Origin of the sequence: Labedella populi, from assembly GCF_004078655.1 — a bacterium.
Taxonomy (GTDB): Bacteria; Actinomycetota; Actinomycetes; order Actinomycetales; family Microbacteriaceae; genus Labedella; species Labedella populi.
Genome location: NZ_RZNC01000002.1, coordinates 584,286 through 608,299 on the forward strand (window position 1 = coordinate 584,286; position 24,014 = coordinate 608,299).

Genomic DNA, 24,014 nt, shown 5'->3' on the forward strand with positions numbered 1-24,014 from the left:
TGCAGTCAACCCCCGACCGATGAAGGCCAACACGCAATGACCTCTGCATCCACCGTCCGCTCCGAGTCGCCCAACAGGAGACGTCTGCCGCTCGCCGTCACGCTCGTCGTGGTCGGTGCGCTCGTCGTGGCGTTCTTCCTCTTCACGAGCCTGTACACCGACTACCTGTGGTTCTCGCAACTCGGGTACACCTCCGTCCTCACGACGCAATGGGCCGCCATCGCGGTGATGTTCGTGATCGGTTTCGTCGGTATGGCGCTCCCGGTCTGGCTCACGATCAACCTCGCGTACCGCCTGAGGCCCGTCTACGCGAAGCTCAACTCGCAGCTCGACCGCTACCAGGAGCTCGTCGAACCGCTTCGGCGGCTCGCCATGTGGGCCATCCCGGCCGTCCTCGGTCTGTTCGCGGGTCTCTCCGCGTCGAGCCGGTGGGAGGCGACTCTCCTCTGGCTGAACCGGACGGTCACGGGGTCGACCGATCCGCAGTTCGGACTGGATCTGTCGTTCTACCTGTTCGAGCTCCCGTTCTATCGCGGGGTCGTGTCGTTCGCATCGGCCGTCATCCTGATCGCTCTGCTCCTCACGGTGGCCGTCTCGTACCTCTACGGCTCGATCCGCGTGAACGGCCGCGAACTGCGCATCTCGAAGTCGTCACGCATCCAGATCGCCGTCCTGGCGGGTCTCTACCTCCTTCTGCAGGCCGTCAGCATCTGGCTCGACCAGTACACGACCCTCACGCAGACCGGCGACCTCATCACGGGAGCGAGCTACACGGACGTCAACGCGACCATCTGGGCACGGCAGATCCTCGCGGGAATCGCCCTTCTCATCGCCCTGCTGTTCTTCGTCACGGCCTTCATCGGTCGCTGGCGCTTCCCTCTCGTGGGCACTGCCCTCCTCCTGGTCGCCTCCGTCGTCCTCGGTTCGCTCTACCCGTGGGTCGTGCAGCGCTTCACCGTCGACCCGAATGCTCGTGTGCTCGAGGCGCCGTACATCCAGCGGAACATCGACCTCACGCGTGACGCGTTCGACGTGGCGGAGGTGGAAGAGGTGCCGTATTCGGCGACGACGGAGGCCTCTCCCGGCGCGCTGCGATCAGACGCGGAGACCACGGCCTCGATTCGGATCATCGACCCGGCTCTCGTGAGCCCGGCGGTCGCTCAGCTCGAACGGTTCAAGACCTACTACGGCTTCAACAGCGAGCTCGACGTCGACCGCTACGACATCGACGGCGAGAGTCAGGACACCGTGATCGCGGTCCGCGAGCTACGACAGTCGGGCCTCGGAGACGGTTCCTCCTGGTACAACAACACCGTCGTCTACACACACGGCTACGGCGTCGTTGCTGCGTACGGCAATCAGCGATCGGCCGACGGGCAGCCCGTCTTCTTCGAGTCGGGCATCCCGACGAGCGGTGAACTCGGTGAGTACCAGCCCCGCATCTACTTCGGCGAGCAATCGCCCGCCTACTCGATCGTCGGCGCTCCCGAGGGAGCCGACCCGCGCGAACTCGACTACCCGTCGGGAGAGGACGGCGAATCCGAGACCTACAACACGTTCTCCGGCGACGCCGGTCCGAAGCTCGACACCGTGTTCAACCGTCTCGTCTACGCGCTCAAGTTCCAGTCGGAGCAGATCTTCCTCTCGGACGCCGTCAACAGCGAGTCGCAGATCCTCTACGACCGCAACCCGGTCGACCGGATCCAGAAGGTGGCTCCCTACCTCACGCTCGATTCCGACCCGTACCCGAGCGTCGTTGACGGAAAGGTCGTCTGGATCGTCGATGGCTACACCACCTCCGACGCGTATCCCTACTCGCGTACGGTGAGCCTGTCGAACTCCATCGCGGACTCGGACTCCGAGGCTCAGCGGTATGCGATCGACGACATCAACTACATCCGCAACTCGGTCAAGGCGACCGTCGACGCATACGACGGAACCGTCACGCTCTACGCCTGGGATGACGAGGATCCCGTGCTTCAGACGTGGCAGAAGATCTTCCCGTCCACGCTCAAGCCGATCAGCGAGATGTCGGGCGACCTCATGAGTCACGTGCGCTACCCGACCGACCTCTTCAAGGTCCAGCGCTCGATCCTGGGTCAGTACCACGTCACGGACGCGGGTCGTTTCTACTCGCGTACCGACGCGTGGCAGACCCCGGCGGATCCCCAGGAGGACGCCTCGACCAACAGCCTGCAGCCGCCGTACTACCTGACCCTGCAGATGCCGGGACAGGAGACACCGTCATTCTCGTTGTACTCCACCTTCATCCCGCGTGGAGCCTCGAGCGAGGACGCCTCGAACGTCCTCAAGGGTTACCTCGCGGTCGACGCTGACGCGGGCGGCGAGGACGGCGTCAAGGGGGAGGGGTACGGAGCCCTGCGCCTGTTGACGATGCCGGACGAGTCGACGGTTCCCGGACCCGGTCAGATGCAGAACGACTTCAATTCGGATCAGGCCGTGTCGTCGCTCATCAACATCCTGCGCCAGGGCCAGACCGACGTGCTCAACGGCAACCTGCTGACCCTCCCGGTCGGCGGTGGATTGCTTTACGTGCAGCCCGTGTACGTCCAGAGCACCGGTGAGACGAGCTACCCCGTGCTGCAGAAGGTCCTCGTGGGCTTCGGTGACGAGATCGCCTTCGAAGACACCCTCGACCAAGCACTCGATTCGCTCTTCGGCGGCGACTCGGGAGCGAGTGCCGGCGACGGCGATGTGCCGGTCGAGGGCGGCGAGGGTGAAGGCGAGGAGACGCCGACCGAACCCACGGAGCCCGCCGACCCCGGCGACGGTTCGGAGACGCCGCCGACGGGCGCGGATGGCGAACTCGCGGCAGCCCTCGCGGAGGCCCAAGCAGCCATGGAGGCGAAGCAAGCGGCGCTCGAGGATGGCGACTTCGCGGCCTTCGGCGAAGCCGACGCCCGCCTCTCGGCTGCGGTGGAGCGAGCCCTGGAGCTCCTCGGCGGTTGACCGGATGACGGGGGCGGTCGGTCAACCGCCCCGCCCCCGCTCGTGCCTCGATTCGACGCACGTCGAAAGTCGTGCTAGAGTAAATTCTTGTGCCGCGGGGTGGAGCAGTTCGGTAGCTCGCTGGGCTCATAACCCAGAGGTCGTAGGTTCAAATCCTGCCCCCGCAACAAAGAAGGCCCGGAATCATTACGATTCCGGGCCTTTTCTTGTCCTCGGGCCTTTTCTTGTCCTCGGGCCTTTTCTTGTCCCCGGGTCTGTCTTCGCTGAGGGTCTTTCCTTCGCTCAGGGTCTTTTCGCTCTCCGAGCTCTTCTTCTCTTCGGGGCCTCTCCGGTCGGTCCTCGTCGTCTCGGCTTCGGCGCCGACGTCTTCCCCGCGGGTGTGCTCGGGAGCCGCTCCTATAGCAGCCGGGGCGCCCGCGCGCACGGGGCGGCGGCCGGCGCGCCCGCGCGCCTACTGTGACGGCATGGTCAGGTTGCGTCGAAGCGTCGCGTCAGGCCCCGGTTGGACGCGTCGTCGTTCAGGCCGGGGATTCCGGTACCTCGATGAGCAAGGACGGACGATCACTGACCCGGAGGCGCGAGGCCGGATCATGGATCTCGTCATCCCTCCGGCCTGGTCGGACGTATGGATCTCGCCCTATCCCAACGGGCACATCCAAGCCGTCGGGACGGACGCCGCCGGTCGCCGACAGTACATCTATCACGAGACCTGGCGCGAGAAGCAGGATGTCGCGAAGTTCGAGCGCTGCCTCGACCTCGCGGAGTCGCTTCCCGGTGTGCGCCCGACGGTCACGCGGCATCTCCGCGGCGACCCGACCTCGCGCGACGCGGTGCTCGCGGCCATGTTCCGTATCCTCGATTCGGCAGCGCCGCGGATCGGCGGCGACCGGTACGCCGACGAGAACGGCTCGTACGGCCTGTCCACGCTGCTGGGTCAGCACCTGCTCCTGTCGGGGGACCTCGTGACACTGCACTTCCCGGGCAAGAGTTCTCAGCAGTGGCACTCGGAGATCCTCGACTCCGACCTCGCCGACGTCCTCCGGGCGCTCAGGCGGCGCCGCGGCAAGGCGTCGCGGGTGTTCGCGTGGAAGACGGGGAGGCGTTGGAAGACGCTCTCGGCCGAGGACGCGAACGACTACATCCGAGGGCTCGTCGGCGAACACTTCAGCGCCAAGGACTTTCGAACGCTGCACGGGTCGTCCGTCGCGGCGCAATCGCTCGCGCGCAGCGGGCCGGAGGAGACCATGACGGGCCGCAAGAAGGCAGTCGTCGCTGCGGTGAAGGAGGCATCGAGTCACCTCGGGAACACCCCGACGATCGCGCGCTCGAGCTACATCGACCCCCGGGTGCTGACCCTGTACGAGAACGGCCGGACTGCCAGGCCCGCCCGCGGCCACGCGGGGGAGGTCGCCCTCGTCGAGCTCTTGCGTCCGGGCGCCGCCGAGGTCATCGAGTAGGCCTCGTCAGCCCGCGAGTCGCCGCAGCCCGCTCGCCGCCGCGTCGAGCACCGGGCGGCGCTTGCAGAATGCGAACCGGACGAGCGACGCGTAGTCGGAGCGATTCGTCTCGCCGACGAATGCCGACACGGGTACGGCGACGACGCCGGCGAGGCGGGGGAGCGCGAGACACAGCTCACGTGCGTCGGCGAAACCGAGCGGGCGCGCGTCCGCGACGACGAAGTAGGAGCCGTCCGGGACGGATACGTCGAAACCGGCGGTTCGGAGACCACCGACGAGGATGTCGCGCCTCGCCTCGAGTTCACGAGCGATCCCGTCGAACACCTCCTCCCCGAGGTCGAGACCCCGCGCGATGGCGGGTTGGAAGGGTGAGGCGTTCACGTACGTGAGGAACTGCTTCACGGTGAGGATCGCCGTGACGACCTCGGGAGGAGCGGTGAGCCATCCCACCTTCCAGCCGGTCGTGTTGAACGTCTTGCCCCCGGAGGACACCGTGACGGTGCGCTCCCGGCCTCCCGGCATCGACGCGATCGGGGTGTGCGGTTTCTCGAATGTGAGGTGCTCGTACACCTCGTCCGTCAGGAGGAAGGCGTCATGCCGATGGGCGAGCTCGATGAGGAGCTCTCGCGTCTCCCGATCGAAGGTCGTCCCGGTGGGGTTGTGGGGGTCGTTGATGATGATGACGCGCGTCCGGTCTCCGACGGCTTTCCGGAGATCGTCGGGGTCAGGCCGGAAATCGGGCCAGCGGAGCGGAACCGGAACGAGGCGAGCGCCGGCGAGTGCGACCAGCCCGGCATAGGCGTCGTAGAACGGTTCGAATACGACGACCTCATCGCCCGGTTCCGTGAGGGCGAGGATCGACGCGGCCAGGGCCTCGGTGGCCCCGGCGGTGACGAGCACCTCGGTCTCCGGGTCGACGGCCATGCCGTAGAAGCGATGTTGATGCCGCGCGATCGCGTGGAGCAGGTCCGGGACACCACGACCCGGGGGGTATTGGTTGAGCCCAGCCGCGATGGCCTCGTGCGCCGCCGTGAGGACCTCGACAGGCCCGTCCTCATCCGGGAAGCCCTGGCCGAGGTTGATCGCGCCGCTGCGCGCAGCGAGCGCACTCATCTCGGCGAAGATCGTCGGTGCGGTCGTTCCGTCGGCGCGCAGAAGGCCCGCTCCAGCGGCGGTCCGGCGCCACGGACCCGTCGGTGTCATCATGCGTTCAGCGTAGCCATGCGAGAGGGGAACGAAACGTCCGCCGTCACCGGGGCCCGAGCTGTCAAGGGAGCACCCGCGAGCCGCCGGCGTCTGCGATCCTCGATTGAGGTCGAGGTACATCGTCGTGGAGCAGGGATTCGGCGGGGGCAAAGGCCGCTCACAGACATGGTCGACCAAACGTCCAGACTCGGGGACGAAGCTTACGTCGGTTGGAAAAAGGAGAACACACATGACCGAGAACACCACCGGCTCGAACGAACCGGTTTCGGAGAACCACGCTGACGGAACGGAGCCGATGCGCCCCACTGGTTCGCCCGACGCCACAGCCGGTGCATCGGGTTCCGCCCCCTCGTCGGATTCTCACGGCCACGGCGGATGGCCCGCCGATGTGCCGCCTCGTCCCGCGGACCCCTCCATCACTCCGCACGTCTCGGGCACCGGTCACGTCGTGCCTCCGGCGGCGAACGGAACGGCCGCGTTCGCGGCCCCGTCGGCACCGACCCACTCCGCCTACGCACCCGGAGCCGCGAGTGCGGGGGCGGGACGGCCCGGAGATCACCGCGACTGGCACCCTCAGGCCGGAGGTCAGCCCACCGGCCCGTCCGTCTCCCGTGACGCATTCGGCAACCCCACGTACTCCGTGCCGACTCCACAGGGCTCGCGTTCCACGACCAAGCGGCGGGGGTCGACCATGCTCGTCGCGGGACTCGCGATCGGGGCGCTCGTGGGAGGCGCATCGGGCGCCGGCACCTTCGCGCTCGTGAACGGCCTACAGTCGCCCGCCGCCGTGACGTCGAGCGCCGGGGGAACCCAGAACGTCACGATCAACGACACCAACTCCGTGAACCGGACCACCGCCGTCGCCGCGAAGGCGTCGCCGAGCGTCGTCACGATCGCGGTCGCGGGAAGCGAGGGAGCCGGGACCGGTTCCGGCATCATCCTGAGCGACGACGGCTACGTCCTCACGAACAACCACGTCGTGACCCTCGACGGGAGCGTGTCCGATCCGTCCATCCAGGTGACCGACAACAGTGGCCGGTTGTACAGCGCGACCATCGTCGGCACGGACCCCGTCTTCGACCTCGCCGTCATCAAGCTCGGGGATGCCGAGGGGCTGACCTCCATGGAGTTCGCCGACTCGTCGAACCTCAACGTCGGAGACACCGTCGTCGCGATCGGGGCACCTCTTGGACTGGCCGGAACGGTCACGGATGGAATCGTCAGTGCCCTCAACCGCAGCATCACGGTGGCCTCGTCGGCCGTCCCGGACACCACCGAGGGCGAGGACGGCAGTGACGGCGGAGGCCAGTGGGGCTTCGAGATCCCCGGCCAGGAGGACCAGGGGTCGCAAGCGACGTCGTCCATCTCCCTCCCCGTGGTCCAGACCGACGCGGCGATCAACCCGGGGAACTCCGGAGGCGCGCTCGTCGACGACAACGGAGAGCTCATCGGCGTCAACGTCGCGATCGCGAGCGCCGGTAGCTCCTCGACCGAGCAGTCGGGCAGCATCGGCGTCGGCTTCGCCATCCCGTCGAACGTCGCCGAGCGCATCGCGAACGAGATCATCGACGAGGGGGAGGCCAGCCACGGACTCCTCGGCGCGACGGTCGGCGACTCGTCGACTGTCGAGGGAAGCAACGTGGCCGGCGCGGTCATCAACGAGGTGACGTCGGGCGGAGCCGCTCAGGAAGCAGGTATCCAATCCGGTGACGTCGTGACCGCGTTCAACGGCGTTCCCATCACGGGCGCGACCGACCTGACGGCCCAAGTGCGTGCTCTCGCCGCGGGAGCCACGGCGACGGTGGTGTACCAGCGCGACGGTCAGGAGTACACCGTCGACGTGACGCTCGGCGAGCTCCACCTGCAATAGGCGAGCGGATCGCCGGAACGGCCGCGTCGACTCGATCGATGCGGCCGTTCGCGTCCCGTCCGCACCCCCCCCGCCGAAGATCGCGCGGCGCCCCCTGATAAGCTCGGGCGCACCGAAATGCGAGTGGAGACCATGGAACGACCGCGGCGAGAAGAGCCGGCCACGGCTCGGCCGGGCGTCTCCTACGTCATGCCGGTGCTCAACGACGTCACGCACGTCGGAGCGGCCGTGCAGAGCCTCCTCGATCAGGACTATGACGGCGAGTTCGACGTCGTCGTCGCCGTCGGGCCGTCGATCGATGGGACGAACGAGCTCGTCGAGGAGATGGGCCGCGCCGACGGGCGCATCACGGTCGTCGACAACCCCGCGGGTTCGACGCCATCGGGACTCAACATCGCGATCCGTGCATCGCGGCACCCGATCGTGATCCGTGTCGACGCGCACTCCGTCCTTCCCACCGACTATGCGCGCATCGCGGTGGAGACGATCGAGCGGACCGGCGCGGACAACGTCGGCGGCATCATGGACGCGCACGGTACCACGGCCTTCGAGAAGGCCGTGGCGCGGGCCTACGGCTCGCGAATCGGGCTCGGGGGTACTCCGCACCACGTCGGCGGCGCGGAAGGGCCGGCCGACACCGTCTACCTCGGCGTCTTCCGGCGCAGTGCCCTCGAGAGGGTCGGGCTCTTCGACGAGCGCATCAAGCGCGGCCAGGACTGGGAACTCAACGAGCGCATCCGCTCGACCGGCGGCACCGTCTGGTTCACCCCCGACTTGCGCGTCACGTACCGACCGCGGTCGAGCCTCTCCCGACTCGGTCGACAGTTCTTTTCCACCGGGCTGTGGCGCGGCGAACTCACGCGGCTCATCCCGTCCTCTCGGAGCCTGCGCTATTTCGCGCCTCCGGTCCTCGTGGTCGGGGTCTCGCTGGGTGTGATCCTCGGTGCGATCGGGCTCGCGCTCGGCGTCGCCGGCCACAGTGTCCCCGTGCTGCTGCTCGGGTGGGCCGCACCTCTCGCCTATGCGGTGATCGTGCTCCTCGCCGCCGTCCTCGTCGCGCGCCGGGACGGCGCCGCGACGTTCGCCTGGTTTCTCGTAGTGTTGCCGTGTATCCACTTCTGCTGGGGGATCGGTTTCGTTCTCGGTTACCTCTCCCTCGCGAGCAACATCGCGGCGCAGGCGTACAAGAAGGGCGCGAGTGACACACGAATCGGTTGAGCGGCCGGCGAAGCCGCGCAGCTTCGCCGAACTCCGCGCCGTCGCCCAGCCGCCCGAGGTGCGGAGCCGCCGGAACGCCGAGCACTGGACGGCTTCGCTGTACCTCCGCGACCTCTCGCCCTACGTGACGTGGCTGCTGCTCAAGACGTCGATCAGCGCGAACGGTGTCACTGGTCTCATGATCCTCACGGGATGGTCCGTCGCCGCGGCGCTGCTCATCCCGGGGTTCTGGGGTGCGGCGCTCGCCCTCGTGCTCGGCCAGATGCAGATGCTCGTGGACTGCTGCGACGGCGAGGTCGCGCGCTGGCGCCGCACGTCTTCACCCGCGGGCATGTTCCTCGATGCGGTCGGACACTACTCGACGGAGGCGCTCATCCCGCTTGCTCTGGCCATCCGTGCCGCCGGGTATCCCGTGACGGCGCCCGAGGATTTCGCGTGGACGACCCTCGGCGCGCTCCTCGCCCTCGTCATCGTGCTCAACAAGGCGCTCAACGACATGGTGCGGGTCGCACGGGCGAATTTCGGGGCCACAAGACTCACCTACACGGAGGGCGAGAGCGCGCCGCGGGGCGGATTGCTGAGCGTCGCCCGCCGCATCGCCCGGTTCCTCCCGTTCCACCGCTTGTTCCACTCCGTCGAGCTCACCATGGTGATCTTCGTGGGCGCGGTCGTCGGCGTGTTCGTGGGCGACGAGCCGGCGATGCGCTGGACGCTCGTCGGACTGCTCGCACTCGGGTCCGTCACGTTCGTCGGCCACTTCGTCGCGATCATGGCCTCGAAGAGGGTCAGTGCCTGATCGCGGAGGATCGACCGTCGGCGTCGTCGTCCTGACGCAGGGGAGCCGACCGGCGGAGCTCGCCGCCGGGATCGCGAGCGTGCTCGCGCAAGAGGCGGTGTCGGTCGACGTCGTGGTCGTCGGCAACGGCTGGGATCCGGTCGACCTTCCCATGGGCGTGCGCGGCCTCGCGATCCCCGAGAACGTCGGGATCCCGGCTGGCCGCAACAGAGGAGCCGCGGCAGTCGCGGGGGAGTACGTCTTCTTCCTCGACGACGACGCACGCGTACCCGACCCGCACTTCCTCGCCGATGCCATCGCTCTCCTCGAACAGCATCCCGACATCGGCCTCGTCCAGCCACGGCTCGAAGGCCCGGGCGACGAGGAGCCGCCCGCACGCTGGATCCCGCGCATGCGGAAGGGGGACCGGCATCACTCGAGCAACGTCTTCTCGTGCCTGGAGGCGGCAGTGATCCTCCCGCGGTCGGTCTTCGACCGCGCCGGAGGGTGGGGCGACGAGTTCTTCTACGCCCACGAGGGCATCGAACTCGCCTGGCGCGTGTGGGACCAGGGGAAGCGTGCGTGGTACGCCGGCGAACTCCTCGCTGTGCACCCGATCGTCCACCCGACCCGGCATGCCGAGTACTACCGGATGAACGCGAGGAACCGAGTGTGGCTGGCGCGACGCAACCTGCCCGTGCTGCTCATCCCGGTCTACGTCGGGTCATGGACGGCGGTCACATTGCTGCGCTGGTGGCGGCACCCCTCCGCCCTCGCGCCGTGGTTCGGGGGATGGCTCGAGGGGTGGCGGTCATCACCGGGGCAGCGGCGCCCGATGTCCTGGAGGACGGTCGCGCGGATGGCGCGGGCCGGTCGCCCGCCCGTCGTCTAGGCGCGGCTGATCAGCTCCGGACCGTCCTGATCCGGGCCGTGATCTTCCGCGGTTAGGGTGGAACCCATGGCAGTTCTCACCGACGCACGAAAAGCGTTCCGCTTCCTCAGGAGGACCCTCGCCTCGCGATCGGCGTCGCGAGAACTGTCGCGCACGCTCGCATCCCGCCCGGCGCTCGAGCCCGGTCGCTTCCGGGTCGCCGTCTACTTCGCCGACGGCACCGTGAACATGTACCAGATCCGTCAGTGGTACAAGCCGCTCGCCGCTCTCTCCGAGAAGTGGCCCGTCGTGATCCTGAGCCGGAGTGCGACCGCCGCGGCGGCGTTGCTCGAGGAATCGCCCGTACCGGTCGCCTACGTCCGGACGGTCGTCGCCCTGGAACAGACTCTCGCCGAGCAGGACATCCGCATCGTCTTCTACGTCAACCAGAATGCCAAGAACTTCCAGATGTTCCGGTACGGGCGCATGTGGCACGTGTTCATCAACCATGGTGAGAGCGACAAGATGTACATGATGACCAACCAGTTCAAGGCGTACGACTACAGTCTCGTCGCCGGTGACGCGGCTCTCGACCGGCTGAGCAGGGCCCTCTGGGACTACGACCTCGAGAAGCGCGCGATCCCCATCGGCAGGCCTCAGGCCGATCACTTCTCCGGGACGCTGCCTTATACGCCCGATGGCCGCACGGTCGTACTCTACGCACCAACGTGGGAAGGCGACCGGGCGTCCGCCGCGTACGGCTCCGTCGCCTCCCACGGTGTCGCGCTCGTCCGGGAGTTGCTCGCGACGGGTCGCCATCGCGTCATCTTCCGGCCGCATCCCCGGTCGGGTGTCGTGGACCCCGCGTACGGCGCCGCGAAGCGATCGATCGTGGCGATGCTCGACGAGGCGAATCGCTCGGATCCGGCCGCTCACCACGTCTACGACGACGGTCCCGAGATCGGCTGGCAGCTGTCCGCGGCCGACGTCGCGATCGTCGACATCTCCGCGATGGTCTACGACCGGCTCGCGACGGGAAAGCCGCTGCTCATCACGCGGCCGGCGGATCCGGCCGCGGTGGTCGATTCCGAGGGCTATCTCACGGCGTGCGAGTGGCTCACCGCTGACGGAGCGACCTCGATCGTCGCCGAGTCCGAGCGCCTGCTGAACGACGATGAGACGCTCGAGCGCATCGATCACTGGTCGCGCCACTACTTCGGCGACCCGACGCCGGGGGAGGCGACACGGAAGTTCCACGCGGCCGTCGACGGGCTCATGGTCGAGTGGGAGCACTTCGCCGCACTCCACGCCGAGGATGCGGACGCCGATCGGGCGCGTGGACGATCCTTCGACTCGCCGGAGGCCGACGACCCCGACGACGAGACCGACTAGTTCGGGGTCAGCGGGTCCGGAGGTCGGAGTCGGACTCGTCGACCCCAGGCGAGATCGAGCCCGTGAATGCGGCGTCTCCGGGGGAGTCTGCGCCGGCGGTGATTGCCCGACGGCGGACGAAGGGCAGTCTCCGGCGCGGCTCGCGCCCATCGATGATCGTCTCGAGTTCGAGGGGGAGCACGTAGGGCGCCGGGCCGAATGCGGTCCGAGCAGCGGTGACCACCTGACGTCCGGCGATGTTGTTCCCGACCCCGCCGATGGCGGCACCGATTCCGAACGGAGCGGCCTTCCCGATGAGCGAAGCGCCGTGGTTGACCGCGAACTTCCGGAGGAATCGCTTCTTCAACTCGTCGGCGACGGGGCCCATCACGACTTGCGGGATGCTGGAGGACACCATCTCGCCCCAGAACGCCTTCCGCTCGGGAGCGTGGCCGAGTGCCTGCCCGGTGAACTGCTTCACGAGGTCGGAACCCGTCCGTCCGAGCATGAGAGACATCACGAGAGCGCGCGCCCTGACGGGGTCATCGATCGCGATGCCGTGGACCTCGGCGACGGATTGCGCGAAGAGGGCGGTCGTCTCGAGGAAGCCCGCCGTCTCCACTCCCGACAGGGCGAGCGTGACGCCGGTACCGATCGCCGGAACCATGGCGGTGGCCCCGACGGCGGCGCCGCCGGCCGTGATCGCCGTGAGATACCGTCGCTCGAGCACCCTCACGAGTTGATCGGGGGTCGCTCCGGGATAGCGCTTGCGGATACCGCGCACCGAGGCGACGACGACCGGCCGCTGCACGGCCAGAAGACGATCGAGGCCGGTGACCCACGCGGGTTGGTCGTTCGACGACACGGCACTGTCCTTCGCTTCTCGGCTCACTCGTGAAGTCTAAGCGTGCGGACCGGACGGTCCCTGAGCCTTGCCCGGGCCGACGGACTGTGTCACCCCACCGGGGAAGACGCCGTTGGTGCGTCAGGAGGCGGCGGGGCGGTTGTAGTCGTCGTTGTAGCGGTCGAGGACGTCTCCGATGGGGCCGTCGAGGACGAGTGCGCCCTTGTCGAGGTAGAGACCCCGCTCGCAGAACCGGCGCAAGTCCTTCTCATTGTGGGACACGAAGAAGAGGGTCCGCCCTCCCGCGAGCATCTCGTCGATTCGCGCGTAGCACTTCGCCTTGAACGCGCGATCACCGACGGCGAGCACTTCGTCGACGAGCAGGATCGGTTCGTCGAGTTGGGAGATGACGCTGAAGGCGATGCGCACCTTCATTCCGCTCGAAAGGTGCTTGTACGGCGTGTCGACGAAGTCCTCGATCTCGGCGAACCCGATGATCTCGTCGAAACGTGCGTCGATCTGTGCACGCGTCATGCCGTGCAGGCCGGCGGTGAGGTAGACGTTGTCACGGACCGAGAGGTCGTCGACGAAGCCGCCGGTGATCTCGATCAGGGGGGCGACGCCGCCGGTGACGGAGATCGTGCCCTCGTCCGGAAGGACGACACCAGCCACGAGTTTCAAGAGGGTCGACTTGCCCTGGCCGTTTCGACCCACGACGCCGATCGATTCACCACGGGCCACGGTGACGTCCACTCCGCGGAGCGCCCAGAACTCGTTGGGGCGCGATCGCCGACTGCGCCCGGCGAGGAGGTCCTTGAAGCTGCGCCTGCCCCGTCGGTTGCGGCGGAAACGGATACCGACGCCGCTCACGGCAATCGCGATCTCTTGATCGACCATCACAGCTCCTTCAGAACGGCGCGCTCGCTCCGTCGGAAGACGACGAGGCCGAGAGCGAGGATGAGGAGGGACATCCCGGCCGACACGGCGACGAGGAACCCGTCGAACTGGGCGGGGAAGAACGCCGCGCGGTACAGGGAGAAGATGCCGCTGAGGGGATTGAAGGCGGCCCAGAAGTGCAGCTGCTCGGGAAGATCGGTCGTGCCGTAAACGATCGGCGACGCGTAGAACAGGAACCGCAAGGCGAGTTTCGTGGCCCGCTCGAGGTCGCGGAAGAACACGACGAGCGGGGCGACGAGCATTCCGACGCCGATCGTGAGAGCCGCCTGGACGAGCAAGGCCACCGGGAACAAGAGGACACCCAGTCCCACGGGCGCACCCGCGACGATCGCGAACACCGCGAGGACGGGCAACGATGCGACGAACTCGACACCCTTCGAGGCGACGATCCGATTCACCCAGATGGTGCGGGGGATCGACGTCGATCGCACGAGCTTCGCGTCCTTCAGGAACGCGCGCGTGCTGTCGGACACCGCGCCGTTGAACCACATCCAGGGCAGCAGTGCGACGAGGAGGAACACGATGTACGGCTGCTCTCCGATCCGTCCACCCCGATCGAAGACGACCGAGAAGACGAACCAGTAGATCCCGGCCATGACGAGCGGATCGAGGATCGACCAGAGGTAGCCGAGCGCGCTCGTCGAGTACCGCACGCGCAGATCGCGGCTCGTGAGCAGGAGGAGCGCATGCCGATACCGGGAAGCGGGCGACCTTCTCGTCGGGCTCACCGGGTCTGGTTCACTCACAGCACCAACTTATCGGCAAAAAAGGACCGGCACGCGCGAGACGCGCGTGCCGGTCCCCAGACGACGATCGGACCGAGAGAGACGATCAGACGAAGAGGTTCGCCCGGTCCAGGTCCTCGGCGAAGTCGACCTCGACCGCGTAGAGGTCCGAGATGTCGACGGGCTCGACGAGGATCCGGTTCTGCTCGATCGCGAGTTCGATGCCGCGCTCGAAGTAGTCCTGCGCGTCGACGCGCTGGAGATGGCGCACGAGCATCGCCTTGTCGGCGGCCGAGATGTAATTGATACCGACCGCTTCGCCGAGTCCACCCTTGACGGTCTTCGAGAGCTTCTGGATGTAGCCCTCAGCGCTTGTCGTGTACTTGACCTCTTCGTCCGACACCTTCGCAGTGTTGACGGTCACGAAGGACTGGTCGCGCGCGATCATCTCGGCGGCGCGGTCGAGGACGCGCGGGTCGAAGACCACGTCGCCGTTCATCCACAGCACGCCGCCCGGCTGAGATGCCTGGAGAGCGCGGAGCAGACTCTTCGACGTGTTGGTCTGGTCGTACTGCTCGTTGTAGACGAACGAAGCGTCGGGGAAGGCCTCGACGATGTGCTCGAGCTTGTACCCGACGACGACCGTCACCTTGGCGCGCTTGCCGAAGGCATGGTGGATGTTGTCGAACTGCTGCTGCATGATGGTGCGGCCGTCGCTCAACTCGGTGAGGGGCTTGGGGAGGGACCGTCCGAGTCGGCTTCCCATGCCGGCGGCGAGAATCACTACCTGAGTGGTCACGAAATGCTCCTTCGTTGGAAATCAGGGGACCCTGTGGCGCGATCCGCTAGATCGTTCACTCGCAGTTCACCCGAAAGTCGATGAGATGACACCCCGTTATGTCCTCGTACACGATATCCGGACACCCGTGCGGGGGTCAGCAGGGTTGACAGTGTCGTTGTGCTTTCGTGATACGCCGTTCGGGCCTTTCCCAGGCTCCGGAAGCCGCGGGTGTCAACACCCCCGGGCGGGTCCACGCGGCCCTTGGTAGGTTTAAGCGGTGACTTCCGATCCCACTCAGAACGACGACGACCAGACGCCGTCGACCCATTCCGAGCAGACCCCGGCCGCTGCGCCGACCGGAAGTACGGGGGCCCCGAAGAAGAAGTCGCCGGCGCGGTCCACGTCATCGACGGCCCGAACCTCGAAGTCCTCACGAAGCACATCGTCCTCCTCCACGAAGTCCGCGTCCACCCCCTCGACCAACCGTCGTTCCTCCGCTGCGGCGTCCTCCGACGCTCTTGACGCCGTCGTCGAGCCGGCGACGACCTCCGCGTCGCCGCGCTCGAGTGGGTCGACGCGCAAGCCCGCCTCGGGCGGACCGAAGCGCACTCCCGATCCGGTCCGGTCGGCGGCCGCGAAGGCGGCAGCCGCGCGACGCAAAGCGGCGAAGGAGGCCGCAGCGGCTGCAGCTGCTGCGGAGAGCGGAACGGAGACGACCCCAGAGGCGTCAGGCCCGGCGCCCGACGCGCCCGAACCTCTCACGACGGCCTCTGTCGAGAGCGCGACCGACACGTCGACGTCCTCCGCGCCCGCCGAGGCTCCTGGCCCCGAGGCTCCTGGCCCCGAGGGCGGGGCCGGCGGTGACCGAGCGCTGGAACCGACGGCGGAAACGACTGCGGAAACGACCGTAGCACCGCCGCTACCGCCGCTACCGCCGCTACCGCCGCTACCGCCGCTACCGCCGATCTCGGCCGCCGAGGCCGCCGTCGTGTTCGCGCAGGGTCGCATGGTCGGCTCGACGGAGGGATCGGAGGAGATCGGCGGTGAGGCGCCGGTCGAGCGCGCCGACCGGAAACCGACCGCGGGAGGACTCGCCGAGCGGGTCAAGCGGTTCTTCGCACCGCGTCCGACTGCGCCGGAGGGCGACGACGCCACGGGAGAAGCCGCCACGGCAGAAGCCGCCACGGCCGGAGCCGACGCGGCCGACGGTGACATCGCAGAGCATGGCACCGTCGAGGACGAGTCGGTCGTCGCCAGCGAAACCGACGAGCAACACGATGTCCCCTCCGTCGCCGAGCAGACCGCCGTCACCGTGGTGCTTCCGGTCGAGCCCGCGGGCCACACCGACGACGAGGCGGCTCCCGTCCGTCTCGATGACGCGCTCCCGGACTCCGGCACCGTCTCGGTACGGGGACTCACGAAGAGCTTCGGTGACACACACGCCGTCGATCACCTCGACCTCGACGTCCACGCCGGTTCGTTCTACGGAATCGTGGGTCCGAACGGCGCCGGGAAGACCACGACGCTCTCGATGATCACGGGATTGCTCAGACCCGACGAGGGAACCGTGACGGTGAACGGGATCGACGTCTGGTCGGATCCGGCGGCCGCGAAGCGCACGATCGGTGTGCTTCCCGACCGCTTACGCGTCTTCGACCGTCTCACCGGGGCCCAACTGCTCTACTACGCGGGAATGCTCCGCGGGCTGACGAGCGGTGTGGTGCGGAGCCGCGTCGACGACCTGGCCACGGCCTTCGGGCTTCAAGACGCTATGGGGCGACTGGTCTCGGACTACTCGGCAGGCATGGTGAAGAAGGTTTCGCTCGCTGCCGCAATGATCCACTCACCACGTGTGCTCGTCCTCGATGAGCCTTTCGAGTCCGTCGACCCCGTCTCGGCGGCACGCATCGTCGAGATCCTCCAGTCGTACGTGGGAAACGGCGGCACGGTCGTCTTGTCGAGCCACAGCATGGACTTCATCCAGCGGGTGTGCGACCACGTCGCGATCATCGTCGAGGGGCAGGTCCTCGCCGCCGGTCCGGTCGAGGACGTCCGGGGACCCGTCTCGCTCGAGGAGAGGTTCCTCGAGCTCGCCGGGGGACGACAGGCCGCGGAGGGGATGGAATGGTTGCACAGCTTCTCCGGCTGAGACTCCAGTCGACGCTCGGCGCACTGCGCCGGACGCCCAAGCAGATGCTCGGACTGCTCGTCGGGATCGGCGTCGGAATCGCGATCGTGTGGCTCCTCGGGCTCGGGCTCTTCGCCTTGCGTTTCGTCGAGGCCGGAAACGCGCGAGACCTGCTCGTCGTCGCGGGTTCGTTCGTCGTGTTGGGCTTCGCGACGGTGCCCTTGCTCTTCCGGCTCGAGGACCCCATGGATCCCCGGGCATTCGCGCTGTTCGGACTCGCCCCGCGACCGCTCGCACGGGGTCTCGCCCTCGCGGCACTCGTCGGAGTGCCCGCCGTCATCATGGCGGTGCTCAGCCTCGCGACCGTCGTGACGTGGTCACGCGGACCGCTTCCGATGGTCCTGGCCGTGGTGTGCGCGATCCTCGCTGTGGCGACGTGTGTCCTCCTCGGTCGGATATCCATCGCCGTCGGGTCCGTCTTCCTGTCGCAGCGCCGTACACGAGAATTCGCCGGCATGCTGTGGTTGCTCGTGATCGTCCTCGTGATCCCCGCGATCGCGCTGCTCGCGAGCATGGACTGGGGAAACGCCGGGTTCACCGTCTTCGGCCGTGCCGCTTCGGTGGTCAGTTGGACCCCGTTCGGTGCCGTGTGGTCGGCGCCCGGTGACGCCGCGAGCGGTTCGACAGGGACAGCGGTGCTGAAGCTGCTCATCGCTCTCGTGACCGTGGCCCTGCTCTGGCGCGTCTGGGAGGCTCTCGTCGCGCGCCTCGTGGTCTCTCCCGTTCGTGACGCGCCGACGAAGAGCTTCGGCGGTCTCGGCTGGTTCGACGCCCTCCCCGGCGGTGCCGTCGGAGCCATCGCGGCCCGAAGCCTCACGTACTGGTCCCGCGACTCCCGTTACCTCGCGCCCCTCCTCGTGATCCCGGTGGTGCCGTTCCTCATGATCGCGCCGCTTCTGATCGCCGGGGTGCCGGCTCAACCGCTGGTGTTGCTGCCGCTGCCCGTCATGTGCTTGTTCCTCGGGTGGTCCCTCCACAACGAACTCGCACTCGACTCGAGCGCGGTCTGGTTGCACGTGGCGTCCGGGGTGCGCGGATGGGCGGACCGCCTCGGCCGCACGGTCCCGATCCTCCTCATCGGCGCCGTCCTGATCGCGGCGGGCTCCGCCGTCACGGCCGTCATGTATGGCGACTGGCGCGCGTTCCCGTCCATCGTGGGCGTATCGTCGAGCCTGCTCCTCATCGGCGTCGGGGTCTCATCGTTGGTATCGGCGCGATTGCCCTATGCCGCTGTGCTGCCGGGGGACGGCCCGTTCCAACAGCCACAGACGAGTGGAAGTCCCGCCGTGCTGTCGCAGTCGGTGAGCCTCGTGGCGACGATCCTGCTCGCGCTGCCGACGTTCTGGTTCGCGGCTCGCGGGCTCTTCGAGTCGCCGACCTGGCATCTCGTCGCCCTGTTCGTGGGAATCGGGAGCGGGCTCGTGGTGCTCGCCGCCGGGGTGTTCTCCGGTGGCCGCGTCTTCGACCGGCGCGGACCGGAGATCATCGGATTCGCGACGAGCGTCTAGGCGAGCGGGCGCGGCGACCTCCTGCTCCTCTCGCCACCGTCGGTCGTAGAATAGGGGGATGCAGATCCCCAGCTTCAGGACGATGGATCCCACAGGAACGCCCGACGGAGGATCAACGAGCGTCCTCGACCGCGAGCTCGAGAAGCTCCTCGAGGACGAGGCGATCGAGCCGGGCGATCACGAACGCTTCTCCCACTACGTCCGCAAGGAGAAGATCCTCGAGTCGGCCATGACGGGAAAGCCCGTGAAGGCGCTCTGCGGGAAGAAGTGGACTCCGGGACGCGACCCCGAGAAGTTCCCCGTCTGCCCGAGCTGCAAGGAGATCTACGAGAAGCTCAAGAAGGAGTGAGCGCGGGCGCCGAGTGAACCCCTACTCGTAAATCGTCGGGAGTGCCGGCTCGCCGCGCGTGAGTCGGAACGCGGCAGCCGGCAGCTCCCCGACGGCCTTCTCGCGGTGAGCGCGGGCCGCTGCGACGCCCACGGTGCCGAGGACGTCACCGATCGGCTCGCCGTTTGCGACGAGCGGCGTCAGGAGTTCTCGCTCGCCCGCGCGTGTGGCCGCCGTGGAGGACGTGCGGACGACCTCGGCCGTCGCGATGCCTCCGTCGAGACGCCGGTAGGCGCGCTTCCGGCCGCCGAGGGAGACTTTGTCGGCCGACGCCTTGGCGACCGAGACCCAAGCGCCGTCATCGTCACGATGGGCGACGAGTTTGTAGACCATGCCGGCGGCGGGAGCGCCGGAGCCTGTCACGAGGGAGGTCCCGACACCGTAGGAGTCGACGGGGGAGCCGGACAGCCCCGCGATCGCATACTCGTCGAGGTCGTTCGTCACGGTGATCTTCGTGCCCGTGGCGCCGAGGGCGTCGAGCTGCTCTCGCACGTCGACGACGAGAGTCGGCAGATCGCCGGAGTCGAGCCGCACCGCGCCGAGCTCGGTGCCGGCCACCCGAACGGCGGTGTCGACCGCCGTCGGGATGTCATACGTGTCGACGAGCAACGTGGTACCGGGGCCGAGGGCGGCGACCTGTGCGCGGAAAGCGTCCTCCTCGGAGTCGTGGAGGAGCGTGAAGGCATGAGCGGCCGTCCCCATCGTGGGGATACCCCAGGTACGCCCCGCCTCGAGGTTGCTCGTCGCGCCGAAGCCGGCGATGTACGCGGCGCGGGCCGCCGCGACGGCGGCCTCCTCGTGCGCTCTGCGCGAGCCCATCTCCGCGAGTGGCCGTCCCGCCGCCGCGGTGACCATCCGGGTCGCCGCGTTCGCGACCGCGGTGTCGTAGTTCAGCATGCTGAGGACGAGGGTCTCGAGGACGACGCCCTCGGCGAAACTCGACTGAACGACGAGCACGGGGGAGCCCGGGAAGTAGACCTCCCCCTCACGGTAGCCCCAGACGTCGCCGGAGAATCGGTAGTCGGCGAGCCAATCGATCGTCGCCGGGCGGACGACGTGCGCTTCCGACAGCCAGGACAGCTCCTCGTCGCGGAAACGGAACCGCATGATCGCGTCGACGAGTCGGCCGGTGCCGGCGACGACTCCGTAGCGTCGGGCACCGGGGAGTCGACGGGCGAAGGTCTCGAAGACGGCCTCGCGGTGGGCCGTGCCCTTCTCGATGGCCGCGTCGACCATGGTGAGTTCGTAACGATCGGTATGCAGGGCGGTTGAGGTGCTCACCTCGTCAGCCTACCGACGCGACTAGGCTGGATGCTCGTGACAGATGCGCCGATCGGGATCTTCGACTCTGGAGTCGGTGGGCTGACCGTTGCGCGGGCGATCCACGACCAGCTGCCGCGAGAATCCATCCTCTACATCGGGGACACGGCCCGTTCTCCCTACGGGCCGAAGGCGATCGCGGACGTGCGTCGCTATGCGCTCGAAGTGCTCGACGACCTCGTGGCTCAGGGCGTCAAGATGCTCGTGATCGCGTGCAACACCGCATCCGCCGCGATGCTCCGAGATGCCCGGGAGCGGTATGACGTGCCCGTCGTGGAGGTCATCCAGCCCGCCGTCCGGACCGCGGTCGCGGCGACGCGGAATCGACGTGTCGGCGTGATCGGGACCGTGGGTACGATCAATTCCCGCGCGTACGAGGACGCCTTCGCGGCCGCGCCGCAGCTGGAGCTCTTCACCCAGGCCTGCCCGCGCTTCGTCGAGTTCGTCGAGTCCGGGGTCACGACCGGGTCCGAGGTCCTCGCGGTCGCCGAGGAGTACCTCGCCCCATTGCGACATGCCGGTGTCGACACTCTCGTCCTCGGCTGCACGCACTACCCGTTCCTCAAGGGCGCCATCTCCTACGTCATGGGGCCGGATGTGACGCTCGTCTCGAGCGACTCGGAGACCGCGAACAACGTGTATCGCGAGCTCGTCTCGCGTGGCCTCGAGCGCACGTCGCCGGAACCCCCGACTCGCCGCTACGAGGCGACGGGGAACAGTGCCGACGACTTCCGCGATCTCGCTAACCGGCTGCTCGGCGCGGAGATCGACCGCGTCGACCTCGTGCAGACGGGCGCCATCGACCTCTCCACCCTCCACCCCGCACCGAGGAGCAACCCGTGACCCACATCATCCGCGCCGATGGGCGCACCGCCGACCAGCTCCGTCCCGTGACGATCGAGCGGGGGTGGAGCGAGCAGGCCGAGGGGTCGGCCCTCATCTCCTTCGGGAAGACGAAGGTGCTCTGCACGGCGTCATTCACGAACGGCGTGCCCCGGTGGCTGCAAGGCAAGGGGAAGGGATGGGTGACGGCCGAGTACGCGATGCTGCCGCGCTCGACGAACGATCGTATGGATCGCGAGTCCGTGAAGGGCCGTATCGGCGGTCGGACGCACGAGATCTCGCGACTCATCGGTCGCAGTCTGCGGGCCGTCATCGACACGAAGGCGCTCGGCGAGAACACCGTCGTGATCGATTGCGACGTGCTTCAAGCCGACGGCGGTACGCGCACCGCAGCGATCACGGGTGCGTACGTCGCGCTCGCCGACGCGATCGCTTGGGCGCGCGAGCAGAAGTTCATCGGGAAGAACGCCGTGCCCCTCACCGACAGTGTCGCTGCCGTGTCGGTCGGGATCATCGACGGCGCCCCGATGCTCGACCTCGCGTACGTCGAGGACGTCCGCGCGGAGACGGACATGAATGTCGTCGTGACGGGGCGAGGGCAGTTCGTCGAGGTGCAGGGAACGGCTGAGGGTGCGCCATTCGATCGCGCGGAGCTCGACTCGCTCCTCGACCTGGCGGTCGCCGGTTCCGCCGAACTGGCCGCCATCCAGCGTTCCGTACTGCAGAACGGAGCGCCGGCGTGAGCGACGAGGGTGCCGGCGGCGTGCCCGAGCGCGGGGCCGCTCTCGCCGAGATTGTGCTCGCGACCCACAACGCGCACAAGGTCGAGGAGTTCCAGCGCATCATCGGCGAGGCGCTCCCGGGCGTCACGGTGCTTCCGTACGACGGGCCGGAGCCCGTCGAGGACGGGCTTTCGTTCTCCGAGAACGCCCTCATCAAGGCGCGCGCCGCCGCCGCGCACACCGGTCGCATCGCTCTCGCCGACGACAGCGGGATCTGTGTCGACGTGCTCGGCGGAGCCCCCGGAATCTTCTCGGCGCGTTGGGCGGGGCCGGGTCATGGCGACCAGGCGAACCTCGAGCTCCTGCTCGCTCAACTGCGGGACATCGCGCCCTCGGATCGGGGAGCGCGGTTCGAATGCCATATCGCCATCGTGGTCCCCGGCATCGACGGGACTCCCGAGCACGAGACGGTCGCGGTGGGTGTGTGGCCCGGCTCGCTCGCGACGGAACCCGGGGGAGAGGGCGGCTTCGGCTACGACCCGATCTTCATTCCCGAGGGTGGCGCTCGCACTGCGGCCGAGTTGAGCGCCGAGGAGAAGAACACGTCCTCGCACCGGGCGCGCGCGGTTGCCGACGCCATTCCCCGGTTGAGCATGATCCTCACAGCGCGGGACGAGTGACGCCGGGCGGTACGGTCACGGCGCGCTCGACGGACCTGCCTGTTCCGATAATGGGAACGACGATCGTTTCTTTCTGCTGATCAGCGGTTCCAGGAGGCCTGCAAAGCCGTAGGGTGGAGGTATGGGACACGATCACGCGCACGGCGAGGCCGACAGGTCGCGTCTGCTGATCGTCATCCCGATCGTCGCGGTCGTGCTCGTCGCGCAATCGTTCGGCGGGCTCCTCACCGGGTCGCTGTCGCTGCTCGCCGACGCCGGTCATCTCTTCTCCGATCTCACGGGCCTCGTCATCGCTCTCGTCGCGATCGGCATCGCCCGCCGCCCGGCGACCGATCGCCACACATTCGGGTATCAGCGCACCGAGATCCTCGCGGCCCTCCTCAACGGGCTCATCCTCACGGTCGTGGCTGTGAGTGTCGGCATCGAAGGGGTGCGGAGGCTCATGGAGCCCGGATCGGCGGAGATCGCGGCACTGCCGATGCTGCTCGTCGCGGTGGTCGGCCTCGTGGCCAACGTCGTGTCCCTCCTCATTCTGCGCGGTTCGGCGAAGGGCTCGCTCAACATGCGGGGCGCCTACCTCGAGGTTCTGGGTGACGCGTTCGGCTCCGTGGGAGTGATCGTCGCGGCGATCGTGATCGCGACGACTGGTTTCGTGCAGGCGGACGCGATCGTGTCGCTGCTCATCGCCGCCGGCATCCTGCCGCGAGCGGCCATGCTCATCCGGGACGTGTGGCGCGTGCTCAACGAGTCCGCCCCACTCGGGACGGACGTCCAGGTGATCCGTGAGCACATCCGGAAGACGCCCGGCGTCGTCGACGTGCACGACGTGCATGTGTGGGCGATCACGTCGGGACGGCACGTCTTCTCCGCGCACGTCGTGGTCGACGCGGCGGTCTTCCGCGAAGACGGTGCCGGGCGGCTGCTCGACGAACTCGGTGACTGCCTCACCGCGCATTTCGACGTCGAGCACTCGACGTTCCAGCTCGAGCCGGCCGCTCACGCGGCACACGAGGATCAGCACCACCGCTGAGAGCGGACGGGGCACGCACGAACACGACGGCTCTCCGGGCGCTGTCGCTCGGACTCACTTTTCGGCCGACGAGTATGGAGACGAGTAGGGCGACGAGGTGAGGTAGTTGACGGAGCGGTCACCTTTGCTCGAGTGACCTGCTCAGCCCGCAGCAGGAAGCGGCGGCCGAGCCCGTGATTTCGTGGCGTGCGTCCACTCGTGGTGTCCGGGTCCTCTCACGTGGGGGACGCCGTTGGGCGTGCTGATGCGCCAGGGGCCGGTGTCGATGTTTTGGTGGTGGGCCCAGCAGA

General features: G+C 67.9%; 22 protein-coding genes and 1 tRNA gene. 15 read left to right on the plus strand and 8 right to left on the minus strand.

Annotated features, from left to right (window positions below; genetic code table 11):
* Positions 1–36 precede the first annotated feature (36 nt).
* Complete coding sequence (locus tag ELQ92_RS08345; RefSeq protein ID WP_166426743.1) at positions 37–2,970, plus strand: UPF0182 family membrane protein; 2,934 nt, start codon at positions 37–39, stop codon at positions 2,968–2,970.
* A 93-nt stretch (positions 2,971–3,063) separates the two neighbouring features.
* Positions 3,064–3,137: transfer RNA gene (locus tag ELQ92_RS08350), tRNA-Met, on the plus strand.
* Here the strand turns inward: ELQ92_RS08350 and ELQ92_RS08355 are convergent.
* The gene (locus ELQ92_RS08355; RefSeq protein WP_128498505.1) at positions 3,119–3,394 is read right to left on the minus strand and encodes a hypothetical protein; all 276 of its coding nucleotides are present in this window, start codon (positions 3,392–3,394) and stop codon (positions 3,119–3,121) included. The genes ELQ92_RS08350 and ELQ92_RS08355 overlap by 19 nt on opposite strands.
* Positions 3,395–3,434: 40 nt before the next feature.
* On the opposite strand from ELQ92_RS08355, the gene ELQ92_RS08360 reads away from it, so the two are divergent.
* Positions 3,435–4,427: a DNA topoisomerase IB gene (locus ELQ92_RS08360; protein ID WP_128498506.1), complete on the plus strand. Its 993-nt coding sequence runs from the start codon at positions 3,435–3,437 to the stop codon at positions 4,425–4,427.
* Between the two features lie 6 nt (positions 4,428–4,433).
* Here the strand turns inward: ELQ92_RS08360 and ELQ92_RS08365 are convergent, their stop codons facing one another.
* Positions 4,434–5,630 (minus strand): aminotransferase class I/II-fold pyridoxal phosphate-dependent enzyme, encoded by a 1,197-nt coding sequence (locus ELQ92_RS08365; protein WP_128498570.1) that lies wholly within the window; start codon positions 5,628–5,630, stop codon positions 4,434–4,436.
* A 232-nt stretch (positions 5,631–5,862) separates the two neighbouring features.
* Between ELQ92_RS08365 and ELQ92_RS08370 the strand changes: the two genes are divergently transcribed.
* The 5 genes from ELQ92_RS08370 (at position 5,863) to ELQ92_RS08390 (ending at position 11,759) form a co-directional block, all read left to right on the plus strand.
* The gene (locus ELQ92_RS08370; protein WP_128498507.1) at positions 5,863–7,503 is read left to right on the plus strand and encodes a S1C family serine protease; all 1,641 of its coding nucleotides are present in this window, start codon (positions 5,863–5,865) and stop codon (positions 7,501–7,503) included.
* Between the two features lie 132 nt (positions 7,504–7,635).
* Positions 7,636–8,721, plus strand: a complete 1,086-nt coding sequence (locus ELQ92_RS08375; protein ID WP_128498508.1) for a glycosyltransferase family 2 protein — start codon at positions 7,636–7,638, stop codon at positions 8,719–8,721.
* Positions 8,702–9,517, plus strand: a complete 816-nt coding sequence (locus ELQ92_RS08380) for a CDP-alcohol phosphatidyltransferase family protein (RefSeq protein WP_128498509.1) — start codon at positions 8,702–8,704, stop codon at positions 9,515–9,517. Before ELQ92_RS08375 ends, ELQ92_RS08380 begins: the two co-directional genes overlap by 20 nt.
* Positions 9,510–10,388 (plus strand): glycosyltransferase family 2 protein, encoded by an 879-nt coding sequence (locus tag ELQ92_RS08385; RefSeq protein WP_128498510.1) that lies wholly within the window; start codon positions 9,510–9,512, stop codon positions 10,386–10,388. The genes ELQ92_RS08380 and ELQ92_RS08385 overlap by 8 nt, the downstream gene beginning before the upstream one ends.
* A 66-nt stretch (positions 10,389–10,454) precedes the next feature.
* Entirely contained in the window at positions 10,455–11,759 is a 1,305-nt protein-coding gene (locus tag ELQ92_RS08390) for a CDP-glycerol glycerophosphotransferase family protein (RefSeq protein ID WP_128498511.1), read from the plus strand.
* 7 nt (positions 11,760–11,766) lie between these two features.
* On the opposite strand, the gene ELQ92_RS08395 is transcribed toward ELQ92_RS08390, so the two are convergent.
* The 5 genes from ELQ92_RS08395 to ELQ92_RS08415 form a co-directional block, all read right to left on the minus strand.
* Positions 11,767–12,630 carry a hypothetical protein gene (locus tag ELQ92_RS08395; RefSeq protein ID WP_128498512.1) on the minus strand — a complete coding sequence of 288 codons (864 nt, stop codon included), beginning with the start codon at positions 12,628–12,630 and terminating at the stop codon, positions 11,767–11,769.
* 93 nt (positions 12,631–12,723) lie between these two features.
* Positions 12,724–13,479 carry an ABC transporter ATP-binding protein gene (locus ELQ92_RS08400; RefSeq protein ID WP_128498513.1) on the minus strand — a complete coding sequence of 252 codons (756 nt, stop codon included), beginning with the start codon at positions 13,477–13,479 and terminating at the stop codon, positions 12,724–12,726.
* Positions 13,479–14,285 (minus strand): ABC transporter permease, encoded by an 807-nt coding sequence (locus ELQ92_RS08405; protein WP_243694933.1) that lies wholly within the window; start codon positions 14,283–14,285, stop codon positions 13,479–13,481. Before ELQ92_RS08405 ends, ELQ92_RS08400 begins: the two co-directional genes overlap by 1 nt.
* A gap of 85 nt (positions 14,286–14,370) precedes the next feature.
* A complete protein-coding gene (locus ELQ92_RS08410; RefSeq protein WP_128498514.1) occupies positions 14,371–15,063 on the minus strand; it encodes a phosphocholine cytidylyltransferase family protein in 693 nt (230 codons plus the stop codon).
* Between the two features lie 276 nt (positions 15,064–15,339).
* Entirely contained in the window at positions 15,340–15,837 is a 498-nt protein-coding gene (locus tag ELQ92_RS08415) for a hypothetical protein (protein WP_128498515.1), read from the minus strand.
* 196 nt (positions 15,838–16,033) lie between these two features.
* On the opposite strand from ELQ92_RS08415, the gene ELQ92_RS08420 reads away from it, so the two are divergent.
* From ELQ92_RS08420 to ELQ92_RS08430, 3 genes are read left to right on the plus strand one after another with little or no spacing between them, the layout of a single operon-like run.
* Positions 16,034–17,194 (plus strand): ABC transporter ATP-binding protein, encoded by a 1,161-nt coding sequence (locus ELQ92_RS08420; protein ID WP_243694934.1) that lies wholly within the window; start codon positions 16,034–16,036, stop codon positions 17,192–17,194.
* Positions 17,170–18,741, plus strand: a complete 1,572-nt coding sequence (locus ELQ92_RS08425; RefSeq protein WP_128498516.1) for a hypothetical protein — start codon at positions 17,170–17,172, stop codon at positions 18,739–18,741. The genes ELQ92_RS08420 and ELQ92_RS08425 overlap by 25 nt, the downstream gene beginning before the upstream one ends.
* 58 nt (positions 18,742–18,799) lie before the next feature.
* A complete protein-coding gene (locus ELQ92_RS08430; RefSeq protein WP_424979897.1) occupies positions 18,800–19,090 on the plus strand; it encodes a DUF3039 domain-containing protein in 291 nt (96 codons plus the stop codon).
* Between the two features lie 21 nt (positions 19,091–19,111).
* Here ELQ92_RS08430 and ELQ92_RS08435 read toward each other — a convergent pair whose 3' ends face one another.
* Complete coding sequence (locus tag ELQ92_RS08435; protein ID WP_128498517.1) at positions 19,112–20,410, minus strand: nicotinate phosphoribosyltransferase; 1,299 nt, start codon at positions 20,408–20,410, stop codon at positions 19,112–19,114.
* A gap of 36 nt (positions 20,411–20,446) precedes the next feature.
* Between ELQ92_RS08435 and murI the strand changes: the two genes are divergently transcribed.
* From murI to ELQ92_RS08455, 4 genes are all read left to right on the plus strand, one after another.
* Positions 20,447–21,292 carry a glutamate racemase gene (murI, locus tag ELQ92_RS08440; protein WP_128498518.1) on the plus strand — a complete coding sequence of 282 codons (846 nt, stop codon included), beginning with the start codon at positions 20,447–20,449 and terminating at the stop codon, positions 21,290–21,292.
* Positions 21,289–22,035 carry a ribonuclease PH gene (rph, locus tag ELQ92_RS08445; protein WP_128498519.1) on the plus strand — a complete coding sequence of 249 codons (747 nt, stop codon included), beginning with the start codon at positions 21,289–21,291 and terminating at the stop codon, positions 22,033–22,035. The genes murI and rph overlap by 4 nt, the downstream gene beginning before the upstream one ends.
* Positions 22,032–22,694 carry an RdgB/HAM1 family non-canonical purine NTP pyrophosphatase gene (rdgB, locus tag ELQ92_RS08450; protein ID WP_243694935.1) on the plus strand — a complete coding sequence of 221 codons (663 nt, stop codon included), beginning with the start codon at positions 22,032–22,034 and terminating at the stop codon, positions 22,692–22,694. The genes rph and rdgB overlap by 4 nt, the downstream gene beginning before the upstream one ends.
* A 121-nt stretch (positions 22,695–22,815) precedes the next feature.
* Positions 22,816–23,724 (plus strand): cation diffusion facilitator family transporter, encoded by a 909-nt coding sequence (locus ELQ92_RS08455; RefSeq protein ID WP_128498520.1) that lies wholly within the window; start codon positions 22,816–22,818, stop codon positions 23,722–23,724.
* The last annotated feature ends 290 nt before the right edge of the window (positions 23,725–24,014 follow it).